The organism is Actinomadura madurae, assembly GCF_047130825.1.
GTDB lineage: Bacteria > Actinomycetota > Actinomycetes > Streptosporangiales > Streptosporangiaceae > Spirillospora > Spirillospora madurae.
The window spans coordinates 4988993-5011211 of the sequence record NZ_CP083237.1; the positions used below are offsets into that span (position 1 = coordinate 4988993).

Consider the following 22219-nt stretch of genomic DNA (forward strand, 5'->3'; position numbering starts at 1 on the left):
ATCCGCTAACGTATAGCCGTTGATCACGCATACCTCTCGTATTGTCCCCGCCCATACCGAGGAATGTGATGACCGAAATCGGCGAAGCGTGCGGTCGGTGACATGCTGTTCGGCACCGGCGAGTTCCTCTATTCCCAAGGCATGTGCCGAGGCTGGAACGGCGAGGTCCTGGCCGAGATCCGGCAGCCCCGGGGGTCGTGGCGCGCCCTCTTCCTCGGTGCCGGCGACCGCGTCCGGCTCGCGCGCCCGGACGGCGCACCGATCCTGACCACGGTCTTGCCCCGCGAGACGCCGGTCCGGGACGTCCCGGTCGAGGACGCGTCCGGAACCCTCATCGGCACCATCCGGAAACGCGGCCGCGACTTCACGGTCGAGGACTCCTTATCGGTGCCGATCGGCGACATCCGTTTCGACCGGAACACCCATGTCATGACCGACCTGCACCGCCACTCGATCGCCCTCGGCGCGCAACGCCCCGATATGGCCTGGCGAATCGACCTGCGTCCGGGAATCCCCGATACGGACGCCCGCCTTTTCCTCGCATTCGTGATAGTGATGGACGAGACCCTCCGCCGCACCGGAAACGGCACCTAGCCGCCCTCCCAAGCGCTGACACCGAACCGGGAGCGTCACGGGAGGTGTTAGCCTCGCGGCGGAATGTCCGGCAGTGGTGGTTGGGGCTTGCAGCTTGTCTGAGGGGTCGCGCCCGGAGTTCGTCGCTCCGGAGCAGCAGTTGGACGGGTCGGAGCGGCCGGTCGAGGAGCAGGCCGCCGAGGCGCCCGCGCCGCCTCCCCGGGATGCGCGCCGATGGTCCCGGCTCACGCACAGGCGGTGGATCCTCGGCGCCGTCGCGCTGGCCCTGGTCGCGGGCGGCGGGGCCTTCTGGGCCCTGGGCGGGCCGTCCGGGGAGTCGGAGGCGGGGCGGTTCACGTCGATGCCGGAGCCGTGTTCGCTGGTGCCCGGGGAGACCCTCGAACGGTACGTGCCGAACTCCGAGCCGCCCGTCCCGAGCGAGGCCCGGAACTCGGCGGACGCCCGGTACGAGGCGTGCGAGTGGGCTGAGCCGATGGGGGCGGCGGGAAGCGCCGAGACGCTCACGTCGCATCGGCTCAACGTCGCGGTGCGGCTGCATCTGGACGGGACGGAACCCGCGAAGTCCGAGTACGACGCGGCGTGGGGCGGGGCCCGGTCCATGGCCGGGACGGCCGACGGTGCGGCCGGGGCCCTGCACGCCGAGGCCCCCGTCACCATGGGCATCGGCGACCAGGCGTTCGCCCAGCACCTGACGCTGTCCGGCTCCCTCGGGCGGTCAGGGAGCGTCGCGGCGACCGTCCGGCTCCGCAACGCGGTGATCAGCGTGCGGTACCGCGGGACGACGTCGCCGGCCGGCGTGGACGGCGCACCCAAGGCCGGCAAGACGGCGCCGCTGGACGAGGCGGAGGCGCGGGCCGGCGCGGAGGCGGTCGCGCGGGGCATCGCGGGCACGCTCGCGGCGTGCAAGGACTGCGTGAGCCGCTAGCCGGGCGGGTAGCCCCACGCGACGCAGACGTCCTTCAGCTCGGGCGGCGGGGCCTTCGGGACGAGCAGGTCCGGCTGGATGCGGCCCGAGTGGATCTTCCCCATCCAGTCGCCGAGGCCGGGGACGAACGAGTCCGTGCCCGCCTTCCCGTAGTCGAGCATGTCCTCCTGATACTCGACGCCCAGGAACCCGCAGAGCCCCCGGACGGTGCCCGCGGGGTCGCCGATCAGGTCCTCGTACCGCACGGCCGGGCCCGGCAGCTCCTGGCGGGCGGCCTCGACCGCCTCGCAGTACCGGACGATGTCGGCGATGCGGTCGGCCTCGGAGTAGTACGGCCGCGCCGTGTGCCAGGAACGCAGTATCGCCGACGGGTGGCGCAGCAGGAAGATGAACCGGGCGTCCGGCCAGCAGTCCACGATCTCGTCGCGGATGAACACGTCGTTGGGCGACTTGTTGACCAGGTGGCGCTTGCCGCTGCGGGCGAGCTCCTCGGCGAGCACCGCGTCCCAGAGGAGGAAGCGCAGCTCGCGCTCCGTGTGCCCCAGCCGCTCCATCGAGGCGGCGACCTGGCGGGACTCGAAACCCACCGTGATGTCGCCCAGGTGTGTCTCGTGCGGGGCGTGCAGCTCCGGGTGCCCGCCCAGGACGGCGCGCAGCAGCGTCGAACCCGTCCGCACCGACGAGAGGATGAACGTCGGTGCGGTCAGCCTGCGCATCGGCTCAGCGGCCGGGAGGCGGGTTCTGCGGACCGCCCGCCGGCGGCCGCGGCTGCTGCGGGCCCGGCTGGTACGGCGACGGCTGGGCACCGTTCTGCGGTGCCCCGAACGGCTGCGGCGGCGCCATCGGCCCCGTCCCCATCGGACCGGACGGGGCGGCGGGCTTCTTGCGGCCGCGCAGGAACAGGAACGCGCCGCCGCCGAGGACGAGCAGCACGACCACGACGCCGCCCACGATCAGGATCGGGAAGCCGCCGGAGTCCTCTTCGGCCGCGGCCGGCTTCGTGGCACCGGCCTTCTTCGCGCCCGCGACCTTGTCGAGCCGCTCGTACACCGGGTTCGGCGCGTTGGACGGCACGTTCTGCTTGAGAGCGCGCGGGATGCTGATGACGCCGTACCCGACGAGGTTGTCCCGGCCGGGCGGGCCGAAGTCCTTCGCGGTCGCGGTGAGGCGCTGGACGACCTGCCGCGCCGGCATCCGCGGGTTGCGGCTGCGGAGGAGAGCGGCGGCACCGGCGGCCAGCGCGGACGCCTGGCTGGTGCCCTCACCGGCGTTGTAGGCGTGGCCCTCCTTGTTGATCCACCCGACGTCGGTGCCCGGGGCGGCCACCGTCACGTAGGGCTGCCGCTGCGTCGACTTCCACGGCTTGCCGTCGTGCCCCAGCGCGCCGACGGCGAGCACGCCCGGACACGACGCCGGGTAGGAGGGCTTGTTGCCGTTGTCGCCCGTGTTGCCGGCGGAGGCCACGATCACGACGTCCTTCGCCGCCGCGTACTGGACGGCTTCGAGCAGCTGCGGCGGGCACTGGTTCGGGTAGATGGCGGCGGACTCGCTGCCCTCCGAGATGTTGATGACCTTGGCCCCGTGGTCCACGGCGTAACGCACGGCCTTGCCCGTGGTCGTGCCGCTGACCGAGGCGGCGATCGGGAGGATCTTGGCCTCGGGGGCGACGCCCACGAACCCGGTCTTGGTGCCCTGCGAGGCGATGAGGCTGGCCATGCCGGTGCCGTGGCCGTGCTTGTAGGCGTCGGTGTCCTGCCGGCCGTCGCCGCCCTTGCCGGTCAGGTCGGTGCCGGGGAGCACGACGGGCTTCAGGTCGGGGAGCTGCGCGTTGACGCCGGTGTCGATGACGGCGACCGTCACCCCCTTGCCCTTGGTGACGGGCCAGACCTCCTTCTGGATGCTCCAGGAATCGAACCACCACTGGTCCGGCCTGGGGCCCGGGGCGGCCTGTGCGGGAACGACCGGCGCGGCCGCCAGCCCGATCGCCGCCGTCGCCGCCGCCGTCCGAAGCAGCCACCGCATCTGTCGCACACTCCCTAGTCCGTCGCACGTCCGGGCGGCGGAGGCCGGAGCCTCCGCCGCCCGCCCGCGCCGCTTCGCGGGTTCAGCCGATCACCGGGGGAGCGGTGTCGTCGTCGGCTCCCCACACGTCCTCGTCCTCGGTCAGCCAGGTGTTGCGCTCGCGCTCCTCGTCCTTGCCGCCCTGGCCCGCGCCGGGCGCCATCGGCATGCCGCCCATGCCGCGCATGCCCGCCGCGGCGCCGCGTCCGGCCGCGCCCATCCCGGCACCGCCGCCGCCGAAGGCGCCGCCGGGGCCGCCCGCGGCACCGCCGCCCGAGCCCGCGCCGCCGAAGCCGCCGGGGTCGGCGCCGAAGCCGCCGCCACCTCCGCCGAGGCCGGGGCCACCGCCGGGCGGACCGCCGCCCGGGAAGCTCGACAGGTCGGTGCCCGGGCTGCCGAAGCCGGCGCCGCCGGCTCCGGGGCCGCCGCCGGGCAGGTGCGGACCGCCGTCGCCGCCCGGGTTGAACGGGCTGTCGGCACCGGGCGCGAAAGGACTGGGGCCGCCGCCCGGCTTGAACGCGCCCGCGGGGTCGGAGGTCGGCAGCCCGGAACCGGAGCCGGAGAAGCCACCGGGGCCGCCGCCGGGAAGGCCACCGGGCCCGCCGCCGGGACCGGGACCGCCCGGGGGCTTGTCGTGCCCGTCACCGAGGGTGGTCGGCAGGTCCTTGGTGATCTTGAGCGGGTGGCCGTCGAAGGCCTCCTTCATCCGCCGGCTGAACTTCTCGATCAGCTCGCGGGCGCGGTCGTCGTCGCCGCCGGTGTGGACGTAGCCGTCCTCCATCGACTCGCCGGTCGTCTTGTACCAGTCGAGGATGTTGGTCTTGTACCAGTTGTAGAGCTGCGCGTTGTTGTGGCTGTCGTCGGACAGCTTGCCGGAGGTCTCGTAGACCTGCCCGAGCTGGTCGAGCGCCTCCTGCGCCACGTCGCCCTGCCAGTGCTGGACGATCCGCTTGGCGAAGTTGTTGCGCAGTTCGCCGGTCATCTCCGCGAGGACGTCCGAGGCGTCCTTGTAGGCGGTCGACGCGTCACCGACGGCTTCGGGCCGGAGCTTCTTGAGCTGCTCCTTGATCTGGCCGAAGTCCTGGTCGCCGAACGTGTAGGCCCCGAACTCCATCCCGTCCCGGATCGGGTACGACTCGGGATTCCGCTTACCCATCTGTCCCTCCTTCCAGGACGCTGATCACGAGAGGTTCGGGTTGCCGCTGCCGGTCGGATCGACGCCGTTCACCCGGTTCTCGGTGTTGCCGTGGGCGTTCTCGTACTGGTCCGCCGTCGCGTTGAGCTTGCCGATCACACCGTTGTAGGCGGTCTCGATGGCCGTGATGTACTCCTGAAAGCCGTTCTTGCTGGCGGTCGTCAGCTCGACGAACTTGTCGGAGCCCTTGATGCCGCCGAAGTCGGCCGTGGTGATCGAGGTCGCGCCGACCTTGTTCAGCTTGCGCTTCCAGATGTCGAGCTTGTACTTCATGTCCTTGGCGAGCTGGCGGAGCTCCCCCGGATCGACCTCGTAGCCCTTCTCGGCCTTCAGGTTCCACTCGCTGCGGTCGGGCGTCTCCCCCCGCGGGAGGGCGTTCTTCGGGTCGTCCCACTTCCCCGCGTCGGCACCCGCGCTGTACTCGTAGTACAGGTCGCGCTGGCGCCACTCGGGGAGATCGTCCCACTCCTGCTGGGTCAGCCCGTGGACCTCCACCGTCTGGCCGGGACTGTACTGGTTGGCCCCGACGGTGTAGGTGTACTCGACCTTCGCGAGTTGCTCAGGAGTCAGGTTGTAATCGGTCATCGCTCGCCCTCCCGGCGAATCACACTTCGTCCCCCGGCATGCCTACGCCGTGCAGGCCCGGCAGCGGTCCTGCACGACGTAGACCAAGCCATGCGCCGTGGTCAGCCGGACCAGATGTTCTGGTTCGCGCGCTCGGCACCGCTGTAGTTGCTGTGCGCGTCGCCGATGACGACACCGAGCTGGTTCAGGACCTGGCCGATGTGGGCGGCGGCGGTGTCCCACTGGCGCTTGGCGTCCCAGTAGGCGGTCTGCGCACCGCCCTCCCACTGGCTGAGGTGCTGTTCGAGGTTCTTCTCCAGGTCGTCGAGCTCGTCGACCAGGGCGCGGTAGGCCAGCGTGAAGTCGGCCTGGGCCTGCTGCATCGCGCCGAAATTCGCCCGTGTGTAGCTGTCACTCACCGTAGGAGTCCTTTGCGGTCGGAGGGATGACGGGGAGGGGGACCGATCAGGTGCCGCCGTTGAGCAGCTGGTTGATCTTGTTGACCGCGTCCTGCTGCTCCTGCTCCGTGCTCTCGTACGTGATCTTCGTGTGCACGAGCTTCTGGTGCATGCCCTCCAGGGCCGTCCGGACCTTGTCCATCTCGGTCTGGAACTCGGTGAAGACCCGGTTGAACGACACCGCGGCGTTACCGGACCAACCGGACATCAGCTGCGACTTGTGCCCTTCGAGCTGGCTCTGCAGGCCCTTGACGATGCCCGCGGAATCCTCGATCCGGGTCGCGGCCTGCTGCATCGCTGCTCTGTCGGCTGCGGACGTGTTTCCCACAGTGTCACCTCCGTTTGCGAATTTTTCTCACGTGCCTCAGAAGAGAAAAGGGAGCGGTGACCGGGGCCCGGCCTGCTAAGGGAGCACTCCTGACGACACGAAATGTGAGCGATCATAGGTGTTACGCGCCATCTATGTCGACGCGCCTGATGATCTAGCGGTTCATGTGACCTACGTCATAGTTCAGGCCTTTGAGGTGGACATCGGCTTGCGCGCCTGCGTGGGATCGAGCGCCGGGCCCTGCGGGATGAGGTGGATGACGCTGGACGGGACGGGCGCCGCCTTCTTGGCGTCGTAGCCGAGCTTCTTGGCGACCTCCGCCGACGGGAGCGCGAACCGGATGCCCTGGTCGTTGACCAGCGAGAGCGACCCCGAGCCGCCGCCCTGCGCGTTGCCGCCGCCCGCGGGGACCAGGCTCATCAGCGCCGCGCCGCCGGGCGGCAGGACCATCTGGTCGATCGTCCCGGACGAGCCCGCGGTGCCCGAGCCGAGCACCCCCGCGGACGGAGCCGGGAGCGATCCGCCCATGGTCAGCTGGGCCGTCGCGGAACCGACGGGGAACACCGAGCACAGCGGCGTGGCGGTATCCCAGGAGACGAACTTCGGTAGCGTCGGCGGAAGGTTGTTGTCCAGCAGCCGCGTCTTCGAGGCGAGCTGCTGCGCCGACGGGACGTCCGTCGGCAGCGGGCGCGCCTGCTCGCCGGGGTAGGCCGCGGCGGTCTTGACGTCGCGCAGCAGCAGCTGCGCCTGCGTCTCGTTGATCTGCGAGAGCCCGTCGGGGAGCATCACGTACCAGAGCGCCTGCCCGCCGGCGCCGGTCTCGGCCTTGAACACCTGCCCGACGCGGGACGTCCCGCCGCGCGGGCCCGGCACCGACTTGCCCCGGTCCGGGACGTTCGGCGAGCCGAAGTTGCCCGCGGCCGGGATCGCGTTCAGCCACGTCGCCGGCACCTCGACGGCACCGGGCCCGCCGGTCAGCGACGTCACCTGGTTCGCCGGGATCGTCATCTGCATCCGGTGGTCCTTCCAGACCACCCACGGGGCGCCGCCGGTCTGCACGACGACGGCCTCGGTGTCGCTCAGCCGGCGCCCGCCCACCTTGCGCCCGGCGGCGAGGGCGCTGATCTGCCGCGGCACGCCCGTCGGGCCGGACGCCTGCCGGGTGCACACCGACCAGGGGCCGCGGATGAGCTGGTCCTTGCCGGGCAGCGAGTCGGGCGCGCCCGGGATGCCGATCATCGCGCCGCGCTCGAAGCCGGACAGCGACTTGCGCGACACGGTGCGCCGCTCCGGCTCGCTGTCGGAGTCGAGCGCGAGCAGCGCGGACGCGTAGTTCGCGACCGGGAACATCTTCTTGGTGCCCGCGTCGTAGATGTACTTGGTCCCGGTCTCCTTCTCGATGATCAGCTTGCCGGGCTCGTCCAGGCCCTTGGCCCCGCCCGGGGACAGCAGCCCCCAGATGCCGAACACCGCGATGATCAGCAGCCCCACCATCACACCGGCGAACGCGCCGACCGACAGCCGCCGCATCGGGGACTCGGCGACGTCCGGTTCACCCTGGAGCAGGGCGAGCCCGACCCGCTGCGTCATCAGGCGGTGCGCCTGGTAGAGATCGCGCCGGCTCTGCATCAGCGCGTCACCCGGCCAGCCCGCGGACGCGGGTGTAGACGTCCAGCACCGCGAGCGCGAGCGGAATCAGCGAGATCATCACGAGCATGTCGAGGATGTCGCCCCAGCGGCCCCAGACCGGGGTCGGGCGGTGGCCCGGCAGCCACAGCGTGACCGCGACGACGATCCCGGTGAGCACCAGCAGCGGGACGAGCGCCGCGGCGAGCGCCACGACCTGGCTGCCGTGCAGCGCCATCCCGATCGTCGTCAGCACCAGCCCGAACAACCCGATGACGAGCATCCAGGAGCGCTGCGCCACGCCGCGGAAGATCCGGGCGCGCAGCAGCAGCGACACCGACATCGTCGCGGACGTCGCGGGCCCGGCCCAGCCGTCCTCGGCGAACAGGAACAGCATCGCCCCGGCCGCGACGAGCGCGATCGAGGCGATCAGGCCGGTGGAGAACCGGTCGGCGGCGGCGGTGCGGGCGAGCACCTGCCGGCCGTCCACCGTCTCGGTGTCGCGGCGCAGGTCCTCGGCGCTGCTCGGGACGGGCGGCAGCGGCATCCGCGCCAGCTTGAACGACAGCGACGGCACCGCCGCGATGAACATCATCACCACCACCGCGGCGACGGCGGCGATGCCCGCGGCGGGCAGGCCGTCGAACGCGAAGCCGACCCCGGCGCCGATCGCGCCGACGAACGCGGCGAACGCGACGCCGAGGAAGACGGGCAGGCCGTCGGCGATGGCGAACGCGGCGATGATCGCGGCGAGCGCCGTCACCCCGAACGCGGCCAGCAGGTGCGGCGCGCCGAGGTCGAACAGCTCCAGGTCCTTGCGGGCGGGCGCGGCCAGCCCGGCGAGGAACGCGTACGGGAGCGCCGCGTAGCCGAGGATCACGCCCGCGCCGGAGTCGGCGACCGCCCGCGACAGGACCGTCGCCATGATCAGGGTGAGCAGCGTGATGACCCCCGCAGCGGCGGCAGGCACGATCCACGGCGGGCCGGACAGCGCGATGACGATCGCGCCGACGACCAGCGCGATCCCGCCCGCGCCGAGCCCGAAGGAGCGCGTCGTGGTGGGCCGCCACCGGTCGGTGCGCTCCCGGATCCCGGACGCGATCACGTCGGCGACGTCGTCGAACGACATCTCCGGCAGCTGCGCCATGCGCGGCCGGAAGTAGAGGATCTCGCCGTCGCGGACGCCGAGGGCGGTGGTCGTCTGCGAGGCGTCGAACGGATCGGAGTCGAGCCGCTGAAGGACCCAGCCGGAGTGGGCGAGCCCGGCGTCCGCCATGTCCTCGCCCGCCGCGCGCAGCAGTGTCGGAAGCATGTGCGCGAGCGGCACGTCGGCGGGCAGGGACACGTCGATGCGCCGCTTCGGCGCGACGATGGTGACCCTGCAGAGTTCGGTTGTGGCGGGCGAATTCACGGGAGCTCCCGTCCTCCAGGTCAGATCAGGGGGCGGATCCGATCGACGCGCAGCTTAGGATGTGACGTCCGCCTACGCTAAATCAACCTCAAGCATCACACGTAGTCCCCGGGCCGGCCGTGCTCCCCCGAACAACTCGGCCGCCCGGGGTGCGAGCCCACGGAGGAACGCCGAGGTGAGCACCACCCTCGTCAGGCGCAAGGAGCGCCGCAAACCGCCGCCGGCCCCCAAGGGCGAGCTGCTGCTGGAGTCGCCGCCGGAGATCCCGGAGCTGCAGAGCGGCGGCCTGCAGAACGTGCTCATGTACCTGCCGATGGCCGTGATGCCGCTGATGATGGGCCTGATGTTCCTCGGCGGCGGCACCCGCAGCCCGCTGATGATGGTCAGCAGCGGCGGCATGGCGCTGGCGATGGGCGGCATGATGCTCGGCCAGCTCGGCCGCGGCTCCGGCGAGCGCAAGTTCAAGCTGAACGGGGCGCGCCGCGACTACTTCCGCTACCTGTCGCAGGTGCGGCGGAAGGTGCGCCGTGCCGCCGAGCAGCAGCGCGAGTCGCTGGAGTGGAACAGCCCGTCCCCCGACTCGCTGTGGTCGCTGGTGATGAGCGCCCGGATCTGGGAGCGCCGCCCCACCGACCCCGACTTCGGCAACGTGCGGATCGGCGCGGGCCCGCAGAAGCTCGCCGTCCAGCTGATCCCGCCGGAGACGCGCCCGGTGGAGGACCTGGAGCCGATGACGGCGGGCGCGCTGCGCCGGTTCGTCCGGGCGCACTCGACGGTGCCGAACCTTCCGGTGGCGGTGTCGCTGCCGTCGTTCGCGCGGATCCTGCCGATGGGCGACCCGGAGGCGGTGCGCGGCATGGTGCGGGCGATGGTCGCGCAGCTCACCGCGTTCCACTCCCCCGACGACATGCGGGTCAGCGTGTGCGCGTCGCCGGACGCGATGCCGCACTGGGACTGGGTGAAGTGGCTCCCGCACTCGATGCACCCGAAGGTGACCGACGCGGCGGGCCCGGTCCGGCTGATGGCGGGCAGCCTCGCCGAGCTGGAGCGGATGTTCGGCACCGAGGTGAAGGACCGGGCGCGGTTCACCCCCGGCCTCCAGCAGAGCGACCTGCCCTACCACGTGGTCATCGTGGACGGCGGCGCCGTCACCCCCGACTCGCAGATCGGCTCGGACGGCATCGAGGGCGTCTGCGTCATCGACCTGACCGGCCATGTCGCGCCGACCGCCGACAACACGATGCTGCGGCTGCGGGTCGCGCCCGACAAGATGGCGATGCTGCGCCGCGACCGCACCGGCAAGGACGTGCCGAGCCTGCTCGGCAGGCCCGACGCGTTCAGCTACGTCCAGGCGGACGGCCTGGCCCGGCAGCTCGCCCCGCTGCGGGCGAGCGCCGCCACCGGCCCGGAGATGGACGCGCTGTCCGCGGCGACGACGCTGACGACGCTGCTCGGCGTCCCCGACCCGGCGCGGATCGACGCGCGGCAGGCGTGGCAGCCGCGGGCGCCGCGCAACCGGCTGCGGGTGCCGATCGGCCTGGACGCCGACGGCCGCCCGATCGAGCTGGACATCAAGGAGGCCGCGCAGGGCGGGTACGGCCCGCACGGCCTGTGCATCGGCGCCACCGGCTCCGGCAAGTCGGAGCTGCTGCGCACGCTGGTGCTCGGCCTGGCGATGACGCACTCGTCGGAGGTGCTGAACTTCGTCCTCGTCGACTTCAAGGGCGGCGCGACGTTCCTCGGCATGGACGGCCTCCAGCACGTCTCGGCCATCATCACGAACCTTGAGGACGAGCTGCCGCTCGTCGACCGCATGTACGACGCGCTGCACGGCGAGATGGTGCGGCGGCAGGAGTGGCTGCGCGCCGCCGGCAACTACGCCTCGCTGCGCGACTACGAGAAGGCCCGCGAGCAGGGCGCGGCGCTCAAGCCGATGCCGACGCTGTTCGTGGTGCTGGACGAGTTCTCCGAGCTGCTGTCGGCCAAGCCCGACTTCGCCGAGCTGTTCGTGATGATCGGGCGGCTGGGGCGCTCGCTGGGCGTCCACCTGCTGCTCGCCTCGCAGCGCCTGGAGGAGGGCAAGCTGCGGGGCCTGGACACGCACCTGTCCTACCGGATCGGCCTGCGGACGTTCTCCTCGGCCGAGTCGCGGGTCGTCCTCGGCGTGCCCGACGCCTACGAGCTGCCGCAGGCGCCCGGCAACGGCTACCTGAAGATCGGCACCGAGACGATGACGCGGTTCCGGGCCGCGTACGTGTCGGGCGCGTACAAGCCGGAGGAGGACCAGGCGCAGGAGTCGTCGCAGCAGGGACCGCGGCAGCTCGCGCAGGTCGTCCCGTTCACCCCCGCGTACGTGCAGCCCCAGATGCAGGAGCAGCCGCAGCAAGAGCAGCAGCGCCAGAACGAGGACAAGGGCCCGCAGATCAGCCTGTTCGACCTGGTCGTCAAGCAGCTCGCCGGGCACGGCCCGCCGCCGCACCAGATCTGGCTGCCGCCGCTGGAGGAGCCGGCCACTCTGGACCAGGTCCTGCCGAACCTGCAGCAGACGCCGGAGTTCGGCTTCACCACCGCCGGGTGGGACGGACGGGGGCGGCTGCACGCGTTCGCGGGCATCGTCGACAAGCCGTTCGACCAGCGCCGCGACCCGATGTGGCTGGACCTGTCCGGCGCCGCCGGGCACATCGGCGTGGCGGGCAACCCGCAGTCCGGCAAGTCGACGGTGCTGCGGACCCTCATCACGTCGCTGGCGCTCATGCACACGCCGCAGGAGGTGCAGTTCTACTGCCTCGACTTCGGCGGCGGCGCGCTCGCGGCGCTGGCCGACCTGCCGCACGTCGGCGGCGTCGCCAGCCGCCTCGACCCCGACCGGGTCCGGCGGACGGTCGCGGAGGTGTCCGGGCTGCTGGAGTCGCGGGAGCGGTTCTTCACCGAGCGGGGCATCGACTCGATCGCCGCGTACCGGCGGATGCGCGCCGAGGGGCAGATCGCCGGGGACGGCTTCGGCGACGTGTTCCTCGTCGTCGACAACTGGCTGACCGTCCGGCAGGAGTTCGAGGCCGTCGAGGCGACCGTCACCGATCTCGCCGCGCGCGGTCTCGGCTACGGCATCCACGTCGTCGCCGCGACGAACAAGTGGTCGGAGTTCCGGCTCACGATCCGCGACCTGCTCACCACGAAGCTGGAGCTGAAGCTCGGCGACCCCTACGAGTCGGAGATGGACCGCAAGCTCGCCGCGAACGTCCCCGAGGGACGTCCGGGGCGCGGCCTCACCCGCGAGGGCCTGCACTTCCTCAACGCGCTGCCCCGCATCGACGCCCGCCCCTCGGCGGGCGACCTCACCGACGGCCTCCGGCAGCTGGTGCAGACGGTCCAGGCGGGCTGGCAGGGCCGGCCGCCCGCGCCGCCGGTCCGGATGCTGCCGGACGTGCTGCCGCACACCTCCCTGCCCGCGGTCACCGAGACGGGCAAGCGGATCCCGATCGGCATCGACGAGGACACGCTGTCGCCCGTCCTGCTGGACTTCGACAACGATCCGCACTTCGTCGTCCTCGGCGACAACGAGTGCGGCAAGTCCAACCTGCTGCGGCTGATCGTCGAGTCGGTCAAGGCCCGCTACACGACGGACGAGGCCCGGATCATCATGCTCGACTACCGGCGGGCCCTGCTGGACTCGGCGGAGAGCGAGCACGTCATAGGGTTCGCGGCGTCGTCGACGGCCGCGGGCGGGCTGATGAAGGACGTCCACGGCGCCCTGGTGAACCGGCTGCCCCCGTCCGACCTGACGCCGGAGCAGCTGCGCAACCGGTCGTGGTGGAGCGGGTCGGAGCTGTTCCTGGTGGTGGACGACTACGACCTGGTCGCCACCCCGTCCGGGAACCCGCTCGCGCAGCTCGCCGAGCTGCTGCCGCAGGCCCGCGACATCGGCATGCACATGATCATCGCCCGCACCATGGGCGGCGCGGGGCGGGCCATGTTCGACCCGGTCCTGCAGCGGCTGAAGGACATGGCCACCCCGGCGCTGATCATGTCCGGCAACAAGGACGAGGGCAACCTGTTCGACGTCCGGCCCGGCCCGCTGCCGCAGGGGCGCGGCACCCAGTCGGACCGCCGCACCGGCAAGCGCCTCATCCAGACGGCCTTCTACGGCCAGCAACTGTAGGCGGCGCACGCGGAAGCCCCGGGCCGGTCGCGGCCCGGGGCTTCCGCGTTTCTCAGTCGCGTTCCTCGGCGGGCAGGACGGCGCGGCCCGGCCTCCAGCCGCGTCTGCGGCCGAGCGGGATGACCGCCCCGCCGAGCGCGACGAGCAGGGCGGCGGCGAGGGCGCCGCCCGCCACGACGAGGCCGATGGTGCGGGCGCGGTGGTCGACGGGCTCGGGCTTGGCGATCGGGACGGCGCCGCTCAGCGGGCGGGCGTCGGCCGCGCCCGGCCGGGCGTTCGGGTCGACGAGGCCGGACACCGCCTGCAGCGGGCTGATCATGCCGTGCCCGCTGCCCTGCCCGTTGCCGCCCTCCGCGGTGATGAGGATCCGGTTGATGACCTGCTGGTAGTTCAGGTCGGGGTGCTTGGCGCGGACGAGCGCCGCGACCCCGGTGGCGTAGGGGGCGCCGAAACTGGTGCCCTGCAGGCCGCCGGCGTAGCCGTTGCCGAGCGTGGAGATGACGTTCTGGCCCGGCGCCGACACGTCGATGCGGGTCTTGATGTTGGAGAACCCGGTGATGGTGCCCGCCTCGTCCACCGCGGCGACGGACAGGACGCCCTTGTAGCTGGCCGGGTAGGCGGCGCTCTCCTTGCCGCGCTGGTCCTGCGCGACGTTGCCGGCGGCGGCGACGATCAGCACGTCGCGCCGCTGCGCGGCCTGGACGGCGGCGCGCAGCGCGGGCGTGTCCGGGGCGGCCGACGACACGTTGATCACCTTCGCGCCGTGCTCGGCGGCCCAGGTGATGGCCTTCGGCAGGAGCGTGTTGTCCTGGGTGCTCTCCCCGCTGGCGAACTTGGCGTTCAGCAGCTTGACCTGCGGGGCGACGCCCACGAACGGGACGTCGCGGTTGCGCATGTCGGTGGCGGCGATGATGCCGGCGACCTCGGTGCCGTGCCCGAGGCAGTCGTCGGTCGTCGTCCCGGACGCGTCGAAGCTCGCGGCGACCTTGCCCTTGAGCTGCGGGTGGGCCGCGTTGATGCCGCTGTCGACGACGGCGACGGTCACGCCCCCGCCGCGGGTGATCGGCCACGCCTGCTCGAAGTCCAGCCGCCGCTGCGCCCACGGCTCGACGGTGATCGCCGACGCGGGCTGCCCGATCTGCTTGTTGCACTTGGGCGCCGGGGCCCGCTGCTGGGTCTTCTTCGGTTTCGCCGGCTTCTTGGTCGGCGTGGGCGCCGCCCGTGGACGGTCCGCCGGGGCCGCCGGGGCCGCGGCCGCCGCCGGGGCGAAGGCCAGACCGGACGTCAGGGCCAGGCTTGCGGTGCCCGCCGCGATTCGCCCTCCGCGCATACCTCGTCTCTCCTGACGTGTGCGAACCCCACGACTCTAAGGGATCTCGGGAGCGGGTATCACGTCCAGCCCGGACATACCCGGCGTATTACCATCTGGCAGGTGCACCCCCACGCGCCGGTTCCCCCTCCACCGGCAGAACATCGGCAGCCTCCGCGGTCGCGGCGGTGGCTCGTGCCCGTGGCGGTCCTCGGCGTGCTCGCCGTCCTGGTGCCGGCGCTCTGGCTGGTGGGGGGTTTCAAGGAGACGCCGAAGCAGCCGGCGAAGCGGCCGGGCGAGCCGCTCGACCTCGGGCTGTTCACCGTCACCGTCCACGACGCCCGGATCGGCGTCGTGGACGCGGGGTTCGGCAGCGCCAGGGAGCGGTTCCTCATCGTCCGGATGCGGGTGCTCAACAACGGCAAGGAGACGGCCTCGCTGGGCATCGGCGGCCTGGGCAACGGCGTGGTCGCGCTGACCAGGGCCGGGAAGTGGGTCAAGCCGGAACAGGTGGAGGGCGTCGCCGCCGGCGCCAAGACCGACACGACGCAGCCGGGACTGCCCGTGGAGGCGTCCGCCATGTGGAAGATGGGCCCGGCGGACGCGCCGACGAAGCTGACCGTCGGCCTGAAGAAGTGGGAGTACGAGCACGGGTTCACCGACGTCAGCTACAAGTGGCTGATCATGACCGAGGGCGACGACCTCGCCGGCCGCCTCACGCTCCCGGTGAGCCCGCGGTGAACGCGCGCGAGATCCTGCTGCGGGCCGGCGCCGGCATCGGCGGGACGCTGCTGCTCGCCGGCGCGATGTGGCTGCACACCCTCCGCCCCAAGGTCGAGGCGGCAGAGCTGGACCCCATCCGGACCGGCGGCACGGTCGGCGAGGAGATCACCACCCGGTCCTTCAGCCTCCGGGTCGACCGGGTGGACGTCGCGCGGTCGCTGGCGCCGAGCCTCAGCCTGGGCGACCCGCCGCCCGTCGGCACCGACGGCGTCTACCTCGTCGTGCGGCTCCGGGCGATGAGCCGGGAGGAGCCGATCCAGCTCAGGGCCGCGACGCTGGAGACGCCCGGCGGCTACACCTTCAAGGAGGACCCGCGCACCGGGACGGCCTCCGCCGACGCGCAGCCGACCTTCCAGCCGCTGATCTGGACGCCCACCGCGTTCCTGTTCGAGCTGCCCAAGGAACGGCTCGAAGGGGCGCACCTCGTCGTCGGCACCGGCGGGCTGCTCCCGCAACTGTCGGCCGCCGCCGACATCGACCTGGGCCTCTCCGGAAGCCGGGCGGCCGAACTGATCCGCGGCGCCGCCGAGCGGTACGAGATCGAGAAGGACCCGTGACGGCCTCCGAGACCCGTCCCGACGGGATCCCCCTCCCCGACGCCCCCGAACGCTCCCGGATCCGTCCCAAGGACAGGCGCGTGGCCGAGGCGATCGCGCTCGTGTGCGCCGTGGCGACGCTGCTCGCCGTGCAGTGGGCGGACGAGGCCAACAGCGTCCGGAAGAACCTGAAGCCGCCCGAGAAGGTCACCACCGTCCCGGAAGGCCAGATCGGTGAACTGGCGGGCGCGAAGTGGAGGATCTACGGACGGCAGAAGGCCGAACCCCTCCAGAAGACCGGCGACGTGACCGAACTGCGGGTCCAGCTCGCCGTCCGCCCGGGGGACGCCGCCAGCGCGAAGGCGGTCGGTTCCTACGGGCTCGTCTACCGGCTCCTGGACGGCCGAGGCCGCGAATGGTCCGCGCTCGGGCAGCGGACGGGCGAACCCAGAGCGGGCGTCGCCATGGGCGTCACCGTCAAGGGGACCGTGCCCCGCTCCATGGCGGACTCGCTCGAACTGGAGATCCGGGCACCGAAGACGTCCCGGAAGCCGGGGGAGCCGCAGGTTTCGCTGCGGTTCTCGCGCTGACCCGCGCCATCACCAGGTTGAACGCCGCCGCGAGCAGGCAGATCCGCAGGACCTCGAACACCAGGCCCGTCCCGTACCCGACGAACGGGAGCGCCTGGATCCACCACGTCACCTCGTGCGGGCCGATGAGCTCGTACACCTGCCGGCGCGACGCGCCCTCCGCCACGTGCAGGCCGGTGAACAGCAGGCAGAACACGGCGAACGGCATCAGCCCGGACCGGCGGACGAGCCGCAGCCCGTACCAGGCCGGCAGCCACATCTCGCGGAACCCGCGGGTGAGCAGCTCCCGCGGGCTGCCCGCCCGGTCGACCCCGCCGGCGGCGGCCAGCCGCCGCGCCGCCCGGCTCCCGCCCAGCACGACCCGCTCGTCGCCCGCGTCCAGCCCGAGGACCACCCCGGCGATCACCAGCAGGATCAGTGCGCCGAGCACCGCGTCCTTGAACGGCGGCCACAGCCCGAGCGCCGGCCCGGCGGCGTCGTTCACCCACGCCCACACCTGCCGCCCGGTGAACCAGTCGACGCCCTTCCCGCGCAGGTGGTCGATCGTGAAGATGCCGAACAGCGCGAAGTTGATCTCAAGGAAGGCGACGAGCGCGCCGACCGCGCGGGGCAGCCGCGGCTCCAGCCGCCACTCGGCGAGCACCTTCAGCACGAACAGGCCCGCGGTGAGGCCGATCGCCAGGCCGAGGTGCTTCTCCATCGACAGCAGCAGCCCGGCACCCTGGATCTGCCCTTCGATGCCGCCCTCGGCGAACCCGCGGCTCGCGGCCTGGCCGGCGAACTCGCGGGCGTCCTCGCCGTGCCTCCCCCACGCCAGGTAGAAGATCACGAACGGGAGCGCGGCGCGGCCGATCGCGCCGATCACCGACTCCTCGTTCCCGACCGCCCACGGCGTCAGGCCGCCGCCGGCGTCCCGGGCGTGCACCACGTCCAGGCCCTCGCGGACGCAGTGCACCATCAGCACCGTCACCGCCAGGGTGATCACCACGAGCAGGCCGACGGTGACGATCGGCGCGAGGGTCGCCGCGACGCCCTTCATCGTGCCGAGCCGGTAGCCCGCGTACATCGCCCCGTAGCGCAGCAGCTCCCCCACGGTGAACCACAGGGCGAGCGGCAGGACGAAGCGTCCCGCGAGCTTCAGCGTGGCCCACGGCAGGATCAACGGCGAGCGAGCGGGCAATCCGGACATCGCGCCGATCGTAACGAACCCCGCCGTCCCAGGTGGGGCGGGACGGCGGGGTTCGCGACGCGGAGGCGTCGGTCAGATCGCGACCTGGAGACCGGCGACCTCGCCGGTCTTCGCGGTGACGGTGTTGTCGACGCTCACGCCGCCCGCCGCCAGGACGCGCACGGTCCAGTCGCCGTCGACGGCGAAGAACCGGAACACGCCCTCCTCGCCCGTGACCACCTCGGCGGTGAACTCGCCGGACGAGTCGAGCAGGCGGGCGTAGGCGCTGGACACGGGGGTGCCGTCACGCGTGACGGTCCCCTGGATGACGGCCTCGTTGGTGAGGTCGACGGTCGCAGGCAGGTGCGCCGTCTGCTCGGGCGCTGCGCAGCCCTGGGTCATTGCTCCTCCATCTCCGTGTGACGGATCGTGACGGGAACTCGTCGCTTACTTGGCGGCGCCGAGCTCGATCGGCACGCCGACGAGCGAGCCGTACTCGGTCCAGGAACCGTCGTAGTTCTTCACGTTCTCCAGGCCCAGCAGCTCGCGCAGGGCGAACCACGTGTGCGAGGAGCGCTCGCCGATGCGGCAGTAGGCGATGGTGTCCTTGTTCAGGTCGACGCCGGCCTCGGTGTACAGCTCCCGGAGCTCCTCGTCGGACTTGAACGTGCCGTCGTCGTTGGCCGCCTTCGACCACGGGATGTTGGCCGCGGTCGGCACGTGGCCGGCCCGCTGCGACTGCTCCTGCGGCAGGTGCGCCGGGGCGAGCAGCTTGCCGCTGAACTCGTCCGGCGACCGGACGTCGATCAGGTTCTGCTTGCCGATCGCGTCCACGACCTCGTCGCGGAAGGCGCGGATCGACAGGTCCTGCTCCTTGGCCTTGTAGTCGGTCGCGGGACGGGACGGGACGTCGGTGACCAGCTCGCGGGAGTCCAGCTCCCACTTCTTGCGGCCGCCGTCCAGCAGCTTCACCTTGCCGTGGCCGTACAGCTTGAAGTACCAGTACGCGTACGCGGCGAACCAGTTGTTGTTGCCGCCGTAGAGGATCACCAGGTCGTCGTTGGCGATGCCCTTGGAGGACAGCAGCTGCTCGAACCCGGTCTTGTCGACGAAGTCGCGGCGGACCGGGTCCTGCAGCTCGGTCTTCCAGTCGATCTTCACGGCGCCGCGGATGTGGCCCTTGTCGTAGGCGGACACGTCCTCGTCGACCTCGACGAGCACCAGACCGGGGTCGTCCAGGTGTGCCTCGACCCAGTCGGTGTCCACCAGGACGTCTGAGCGGCTCATGCGGGAACCTCCCTCTCGGAGCGGAATTTCGCGGTTGTACGTCGGAGGAGCAGATACATCTCGCAGCCGAGGCAGAACCCGAACACCGCGTTCAGGAACGCCGCCGCCAGCGCGAGGGCGGTGGCACCGATGCCGAGCCAGGTGATCCCCGTCGCGTACCCGGCCGTTCCCACCAGGGCGAAGGCGAGGCCGACACCCTGCGCGAAGCGGGGCGGGGCCGCGTCCTCCAGTTCCCTGGGCGGAGCGAGCCGGGGACGGATCAGCACTGTGAACACCAGTCCGTACGGGGCGTACCGGAGGCCGAGGAAGGTCGCGAGCGCGAACACGACGGCCTGGGCGGCGAGCAGTGCCCAGCTTCCGCTCACCAGCACCGCGATGAGGACGACGGTGGTGACGTATGCGCCGAAGCGCGGCCCACGCGGATCAACCTGCATCGGGGTGCTCCTGGCGGAGTGGAAGCGTGCGTACGAGCTGAGAAGCGGAAAGGTGCTCGGGGGCGGACGGGCTCGATGCCTCAGACCATGCGACAGAGCGAGGCGGCCACGCGGCAGAAGTCGACCGCGCGGCGCTTCGTGAGCATCTGCTCTGTCCAGTAACGCACGGACTCGATGTTAAGCGGCAATCCACGCGCTGTCACTTCCGTCTCGCCTTGCGAGACAGTGATATTCGTCTTATCCCAGGTCATCCCGATACGGCTCACGGAATGACCTCGCCCAATGCCGCGATGACGTCGGGTTTGCGGGGCGCTCCCGTGGCGCGGCGGACGACACGCCCGGCGGCGTCCAGGACGAGGACGGTCGGCGTCCGGACGACGTTCAGCCTCCGGACGAGATCGAGATGCGCCTCCGCGTCGAGCTCGACGTGCGCCACGCCGTCGACCATCCCGCTCACCTCGCCGAGGACGCGGCGGGTGGCGCGGCACGGCGCGCAGAACGCGCTGGAGAACTGCAGCAGGGTCGCCTTCTCGCCGAGCTCGGCGCCCACGTCGTCCGGCCCGATGGTCTCGGTCACCTCGCCGCCCTTCTCCCCGCGGGCGCGCAGCACCCCGTCACGGTGCCGCCGCACGAGGCCGAACACCGTGGCCGCGATGAGGACCGCCACCGCGATCCATAGTCCGGTCATCGGCATGGACAACTCCCGGAAGCGGGGACTTCTTCCCCGGGCCGTCCCCTCAGGTGGGGATCGTGAGCAGCGGCTGCCCGTCCAGGCCGACGACCTCGAACGAGAACAGCTGGCCGCGCGGGAACATCGTGGACCCGCGGTACTCACCGTAGCCCTCGTCGTACGGGACGTACCAGCTGCCGAGCGCGTCCCGGCGGCCGTCCCGCGCGATCACCAGCAGCCGGCAGTGCGAGCCCTTGGGGACCCCGGCGAGGTGCAGCTCCACCTCCGTCCCCCACGCCTTGCGGTGCAGCAGCACGTACCCCTTGATGTTGGTCTTCGGGTCCGCCGCGTTGATGCGCTCGCCCTGCACCGCCGACCCGGTCGGCGTGGCGGACGGCGGCGCGGCGACGGTGCCGCCGTCCCGGGACGGGAACAGCAGCGCGCCGGCCAGCACCCCGACGACCAGTACCAGGCACGCGGCCGCGGCGAGCGGGACCCACCGCGCGCGCCCGCCGGCCATGCGCCCCAGCGGGCCGAGCCATCCCCTCCGCCGTTCGGCGGCCCTGGCCAGCAGCCCGTCCAGCAGCTCGGGCGGCGGCCCGGCGATCTGCTCCAGCTGCGCCTCGTCGACCCGCCCGAGCAGCGCGGGCAGGCCGGCCATCCCGGCGAGCTCGTCCCGGCAGGCGGGGCAGCCCTCCAGATGGGCCTCCACCTGGCTCCGCTCCCCGGGGTCGAGCGCGCCGAGCATGTACACACCGAGCGCGGTGCGCACGTCCGCGCAGTCGTTCATGGCGCCAACCCCCGCTCCTCCAATGCGAGTTTGAGCGCCCGCAATGCGTAATAGGTGCGGGACTTGACCGTGCCGGGCGGGATCCCGAGCGCCTTGGACGCCTCCGCCACCGACCGGCCCTTGTAGTAGGTCTCCACCAGCACCGCCCGGTGCGACGGGCTCAGCCCCGCGAGCGCCTCGGCGACCGTCCAGGACTCCAGCGCCCGGTCGATGTCGTCCGAGCCCGCCGCGGTCATCATGAGCTGCTCGTCGATGCCCGTCTCCGGCGGCCGGGCGCGCCGGGCGCGATGGGCGTCCACGACGAGGTTCCGCGCGACCGTGAACAGCCACGGCCGCGCGGGGCGCCCCGCCAGCGCCTCCGGATGCCGCCAGGCGCGCAGCAGCGTCTCCTGGACGACGTCCTCGGCCTGGGTCCGGTCCCCGCCGGTCAGCCGCAGGACGTAGCCGAGGAGGGGACCCCCGTGCTCGCTGTACAGGGCGCGAAGCAACCCCTCATCCGCCGTCGGTCCCACACCACTGACACGTACGTCCTCGCGGCCCGGTTCACCGGACACGGGTCATTTCTGTTCCGCCCGCAGATCGTTCAGCCGGACGTTCTGGGCGGTCGCGGAGACGCGCAGCCCCTCCTCGGTCGGCTGGATCTCGCTGATCCGCGACCCGACGGGCAGGTCGGCGACCGGCACGGTCCAGGTGAGCTGCCGCTTCACGAGGGCCAGCGGGATCTGCGCGGCGCCGTTCGACCCCACCGACACGGGCGTGATCGCGATGCCCTTCGCGGTCGGCTTGACCTCCACCACCGCGGTGCCGTTCACGGGGACGCCGAGCACGGCGCCGGTCATGTCGACCGACAGGTCGTCGCCCTTCGGCCCGATCCGCTTGACCTCCTTCGGCGCCTCCTTCTGGATCATGTCGTAGGGGATGACGGCGGAGGCGGTCGCGGTGCGCGCGGTCACGTTCGCCGCGCTGCCCTTGGTGACCTCCGACAGCGGCGCCTCCACGCCCCGCAGGTCGACCTTGACGCCGGTGACGGTCACGCCCTGCTCCGTCAGGTCGCCGACGGCCACCTCGATGCGCTCGTACTCGCCCCCGACCGCCTGGGTCAGGAACGGGATGCCGTGGATCGTGACCTCCGGCTGCTGCCGCAGGTTGTTCTGCGCGGCCACCTGCTCACCGATCTTGTCCTGCGCGACCCGGACCCCGATCCGGTCCGCGGCGACCAGCGCCACAGCCACGAGGATCAGCAGTACCAGCAGTACCTTCCGCATGTCTCTCCTTCGGGCTCCGGCATGCGATCGCCACACGATAATGGGCGAACGACCCGGAAGGCGTCG

The 22219-nt window shown here is 72.0% G+C and carries 24 protein-coding genes; 6 read left to right on the forward strand and 18 right to left on the reverse strand.

Going from position 1 to position 22219, the window contains the following annotated elements; translation table 11 throughout:
- Positions 1–102: 102 nt before the first annotated feature.
- The gene (locus K8Z49_RS22435; protein WP_021598004.1) at positions 103–594 is read left to right on the forward strand and encodes a hypothetical protein; all 492 of its coding nucleotides are present in this window, start codon (positions 103–105) and stop codon (positions 592–594) included.
- A gap of 94 nt (positions 595–688) precedes the next feature.
- Positions 689–1519 (forward strand): hypothetical protein, encoded by an 831-nt coding sequence (locus tag K8Z49_RS22440; RefSeq protein WP_412520650.1) that lies wholly within the window; start codon positions 689–691, stop codon positions 1517–1519.
- Here the strand turns inward: K8Z49_RS22440 and K8Z49_RS22445 are convergent.
- From K8Z49_RS22445 to eccD, 8 genes are all read right to left on the reverse strand, one after another.
- Positions 1516–2235, reverse strand: coding sequence for a sulfotransferase family protein (locus K8Z49_RS22445; protein ID WP_412520652.1), 720 nt, complete (start codon positions 2233–2235; stop codon positions 1516–1518). The genes K8Z49_RS22440 and K8Z49_RS22445 overlap by 4 nt on opposite strands.
- Before the next feature lie 4 nt (positions 2236–2239).
- Positions 2240–3541 carry a type VII secretion-associated serine protease mycosin gene (gene mycP, locus K8Z49_RS22450; protein ID WP_412520654.1) on the reverse strand — a complete coding sequence of 434 codons (1302 nt, stop codon included), beginning with the start codon at positions 3539–3541 and terminating at the stop codon, positions 2240–2242.
- An 82-nt stretch (positions 3542–3623) separates the two neighbouring features.
- Positions 3624–4736, reverse strand: a complete 1113-nt coding sequence (locus K8Z49_RS22455) for a hypothetical protein (protein ID WP_024936305.1) — start codon at positions 4734–4736, stop codon at positions 3624–3626.
- A 24-nt stretch (positions 4737–4760) separates the two neighbouring features.
- Positions 4761–5360 carry a hypothetical protein gene (locus K8Z49_RS22460; RefSeq protein ID WP_021596459.1) on the reverse strand — a complete coding sequence of 200 codons (600 nt, stop codon included), beginning with the start codon at positions 5358–5360 and terminating at the stop codon, positions 4761–4763.
- A 101-nt stretch (positions 5361–5461) separates the two neighbouring features.
- Positions 5462–5758 (reverse strand): WXG100 family type VII secretion target, encoded by a 297-nt coding sequence (locus tag K8Z49_RS22465; RefSeq protein ID WP_021596460.1) that lies wholly within the window; start codon positions 5756–5758, stop codon positions 5462–5464.
- A gap of 46 nt (positions 5759–5804) precedes the next feature.
- Positions 5805–6092 carry a WXG100 family type VII secretion target gene (locus K8Z49_RS22470; protein ID WP_021596461.1) on the reverse strand — a complete coding sequence of 96 codons (288 nt, stop codon included), beginning with the start codon at positions 6090–6092 and terminating at the stop codon, positions 5805–5807.
- Positions 6093–6308: 216 nt separating this feature from the next.
- On the reverse strand, positions 6309–7754 hold the full coding sequence (eccB, locus tag K8Z49_RS22475) for a type VII secretion protein EccB (RefSeq protein WP_021596462.1): 1446 nt from the start codon (positions 7752–7754) through the stop codon (positions 6309–6311).
- 7 nt (positions 7755–7761) lie between these two features.
- Positions 7762–9162 (reverse strand): type VII secretion integral membrane protein EccD, encoded by a 1401-nt coding sequence (gene eccD / locus K8Z49_RS22480; protein WP_075021437.1) that lies wholly within the window; start codon positions 9160–9162, stop codon positions 7762–7764.
- A 175-nt stretch (positions 9163–9337) separates the two neighbouring features.
- Between eccD and eccCa the strand changes: the two genes are divergently transcribed.
- Positions 9338–13321 (forward strand): type VII secretion protein EccCa, encoded by a 3984-nt coding sequence (gene eccCa / locus K8Z49_RS22485; RefSeq protein WP_111830322.1) that lies wholly within the window; start codon positions 9338–9340, stop codon positions 13319–13321.
- Between the two features lie 52 nt (positions 13322–13373).
- On the opposite strand, the gene K8Z49_RS22490 is transcribed toward eccCa, so the two are convergent.
- Complete coding sequence (locus K8Z49_RS22490; RefSeq protein WP_021596465.1) at positions 13374–14651, reverse strand: S8 family peptidase; 1278 nt, start codon at positions 14649–14651, stop codon at positions 13374–13376.
- Positions 14652–14825: 174 nt separating this feature from the next.
- Here K8Z49_RS22490 and K8Z49_RS22495 point away from each other — a divergent pair, with 174 nt between their 5' ends.
- The 3 genes from K8Z49_RS22495 to K8Z49_RS22505 are packed head-to-tail and all read left to right on the forward strand — an operon-like array spanning position 14826 to position 16539.
- Positions 14826–15371, forward strand: coding sequence for a hypothetical protein (locus K8Z49_RS22495; protein WP_412520659.1), 546 nt, complete (start codon positions 14826–14828; stop codon positions 15369–15371).
- Positions 15368–15970 carry a hypothetical protein gene (locus tag K8Z49_RS22500; protein WP_412520660.1) on the forward strand — a complete coding sequence of 201 codons (603 nt, stop codon included), beginning with the start codon at positions 15368–15370 and terminating at the stop codon, positions 15968–15970. Before K8Z49_RS22495 ends, K8Z49_RS22500 begins: the two co-directional genes overlap by 4 nt.
- Positions 15967–16539 (forward strand): hypothetical protein, encoded by a 573-nt coding sequence (locus tag K8Z49_RS22505; RefSeq protein WP_021596468.1) that lies wholly within the window; start codon positions 15967–15969, stop codon positions 16537–16539. Before K8Z49_RS22500 ends, K8Z49_RS22505 begins: the two co-directional genes overlap by 4 nt.
- On the opposite strand, the gene K8Z49_RS22510 is transcribed toward K8Z49_RS22505, so the two are convergent.
- From K8Z49_RS22510 to K8Z49_RS22550, 9 genes are all read right to left on the reverse strand, one after another.
- Positions 16427–17728 (reverse strand): hypothetical protein, encoded by a 1302-nt coding sequence (locus K8Z49_RS22510; protein ID WP_146877324.1) that lies wholly within the window; start codon positions 17726–17728, stop codon positions 16427–16429. The genes K8Z49_RS22505 and K8Z49_RS22510 overlap by 113 nt on opposite strands.
- A 72-nt stretch (positions 17729–17800) precedes the next feature.
- Positions 17801–18109, reverse strand: a complete 309-nt coding sequence (locus tag K8Z49_RS22515; RefSeq protein WP_412520663.1) for a DUF1416 domain-containing protein — start codon at positions 18107–18109, stop codon at positions 17801–17803.
- 45 nt (positions 18110–18154) lie between these two features.
- Positions 18155–18994: a sulfurtransferase gene (locus K8Z49_RS22520; RefSeq protein WP_021596471.1), complete on the reverse strand. Its 840-nt coding sequence runs from the start codon at positions 18992–18994 to the stop codon at positions 18155–18157.
- Positions 18991–19428, reverse strand: coding sequence for a DUF4395 domain-containing protein (locus K8Z49_RS22525; protein WP_021596472.1), 438 nt, complete (start codon positions 19426–19428; stop codon positions 18991–18993). The genes K8Z49_RS22520 and K8Z49_RS22525 overlap by 4 nt, the downstream gene beginning before the upstream one ends.
- A gap of 80 nt (positions 19429–19508) precedes the next feature.
- Positions 19509–19694: an Ms5788A family Cys-rich leader peptide gene (locus K8Z49_RS22530; RefSeq protein ID WP_021596473.1), complete on the reverse strand. Its 186-nt coding sequence runs from the start codon at positions 19692–19694 to the stop codon at positions 19509–19511.
- The gene (locus tag K8Z49_RS22535; RefSeq protein ID WP_075021627.1) at positions 19691–20116 is read right to left on the reverse strand and encodes a TlpA family protein disulfide reductase; all 426 of its coding nucleotides are present in this window, start codon (positions 20114–20116) and stop codon (positions 19691–19693) included. The genes K8Z49_RS22530 and K8Z49_RS22535 overlap by 4 nt, the downstream gene beginning before the upstream one ends.
- A 49-nt stretch (positions 20117–20165) precedes the next feature.
- Entirely contained in the window at positions 20166–20888 is a 723-nt protein-coding gene (locus tag K8Z49_RS22540; RefSeq protein WP_075021443.1) for a zf-HC2 domain-containing protein, read from the reverse strand.
- Positions 20885–21400, reverse strand: a complete 516-nt coding sequence (locus K8Z49_RS22545) for a sigma-70 family RNA polymerase sigma factor (protein ID WP_021597025.1) — start codon at positions 21398–21400, stop codon at positions 20885–20887. Before K8Z49_RS22545 ends, K8Z49_RS22540 begins: the two co-directional genes overlap by 4 nt.
- A 45-nt stretch (positions 21401–21445) precedes the next feature.
- The gene (locus K8Z49_RS22550) at positions 21446–22153 is read right to left on the reverse strand and encodes a DUF2993 domain-containing protein (RefSeq protein WP_021597026.1); all 708 of its coding nucleotides are present in this window, start codon (positions 22151–22153) and stop codon (positions 21446–21448) included.
- Between the last annotated feature and the right edge of the window lie 66 nt (positions 22154–22219).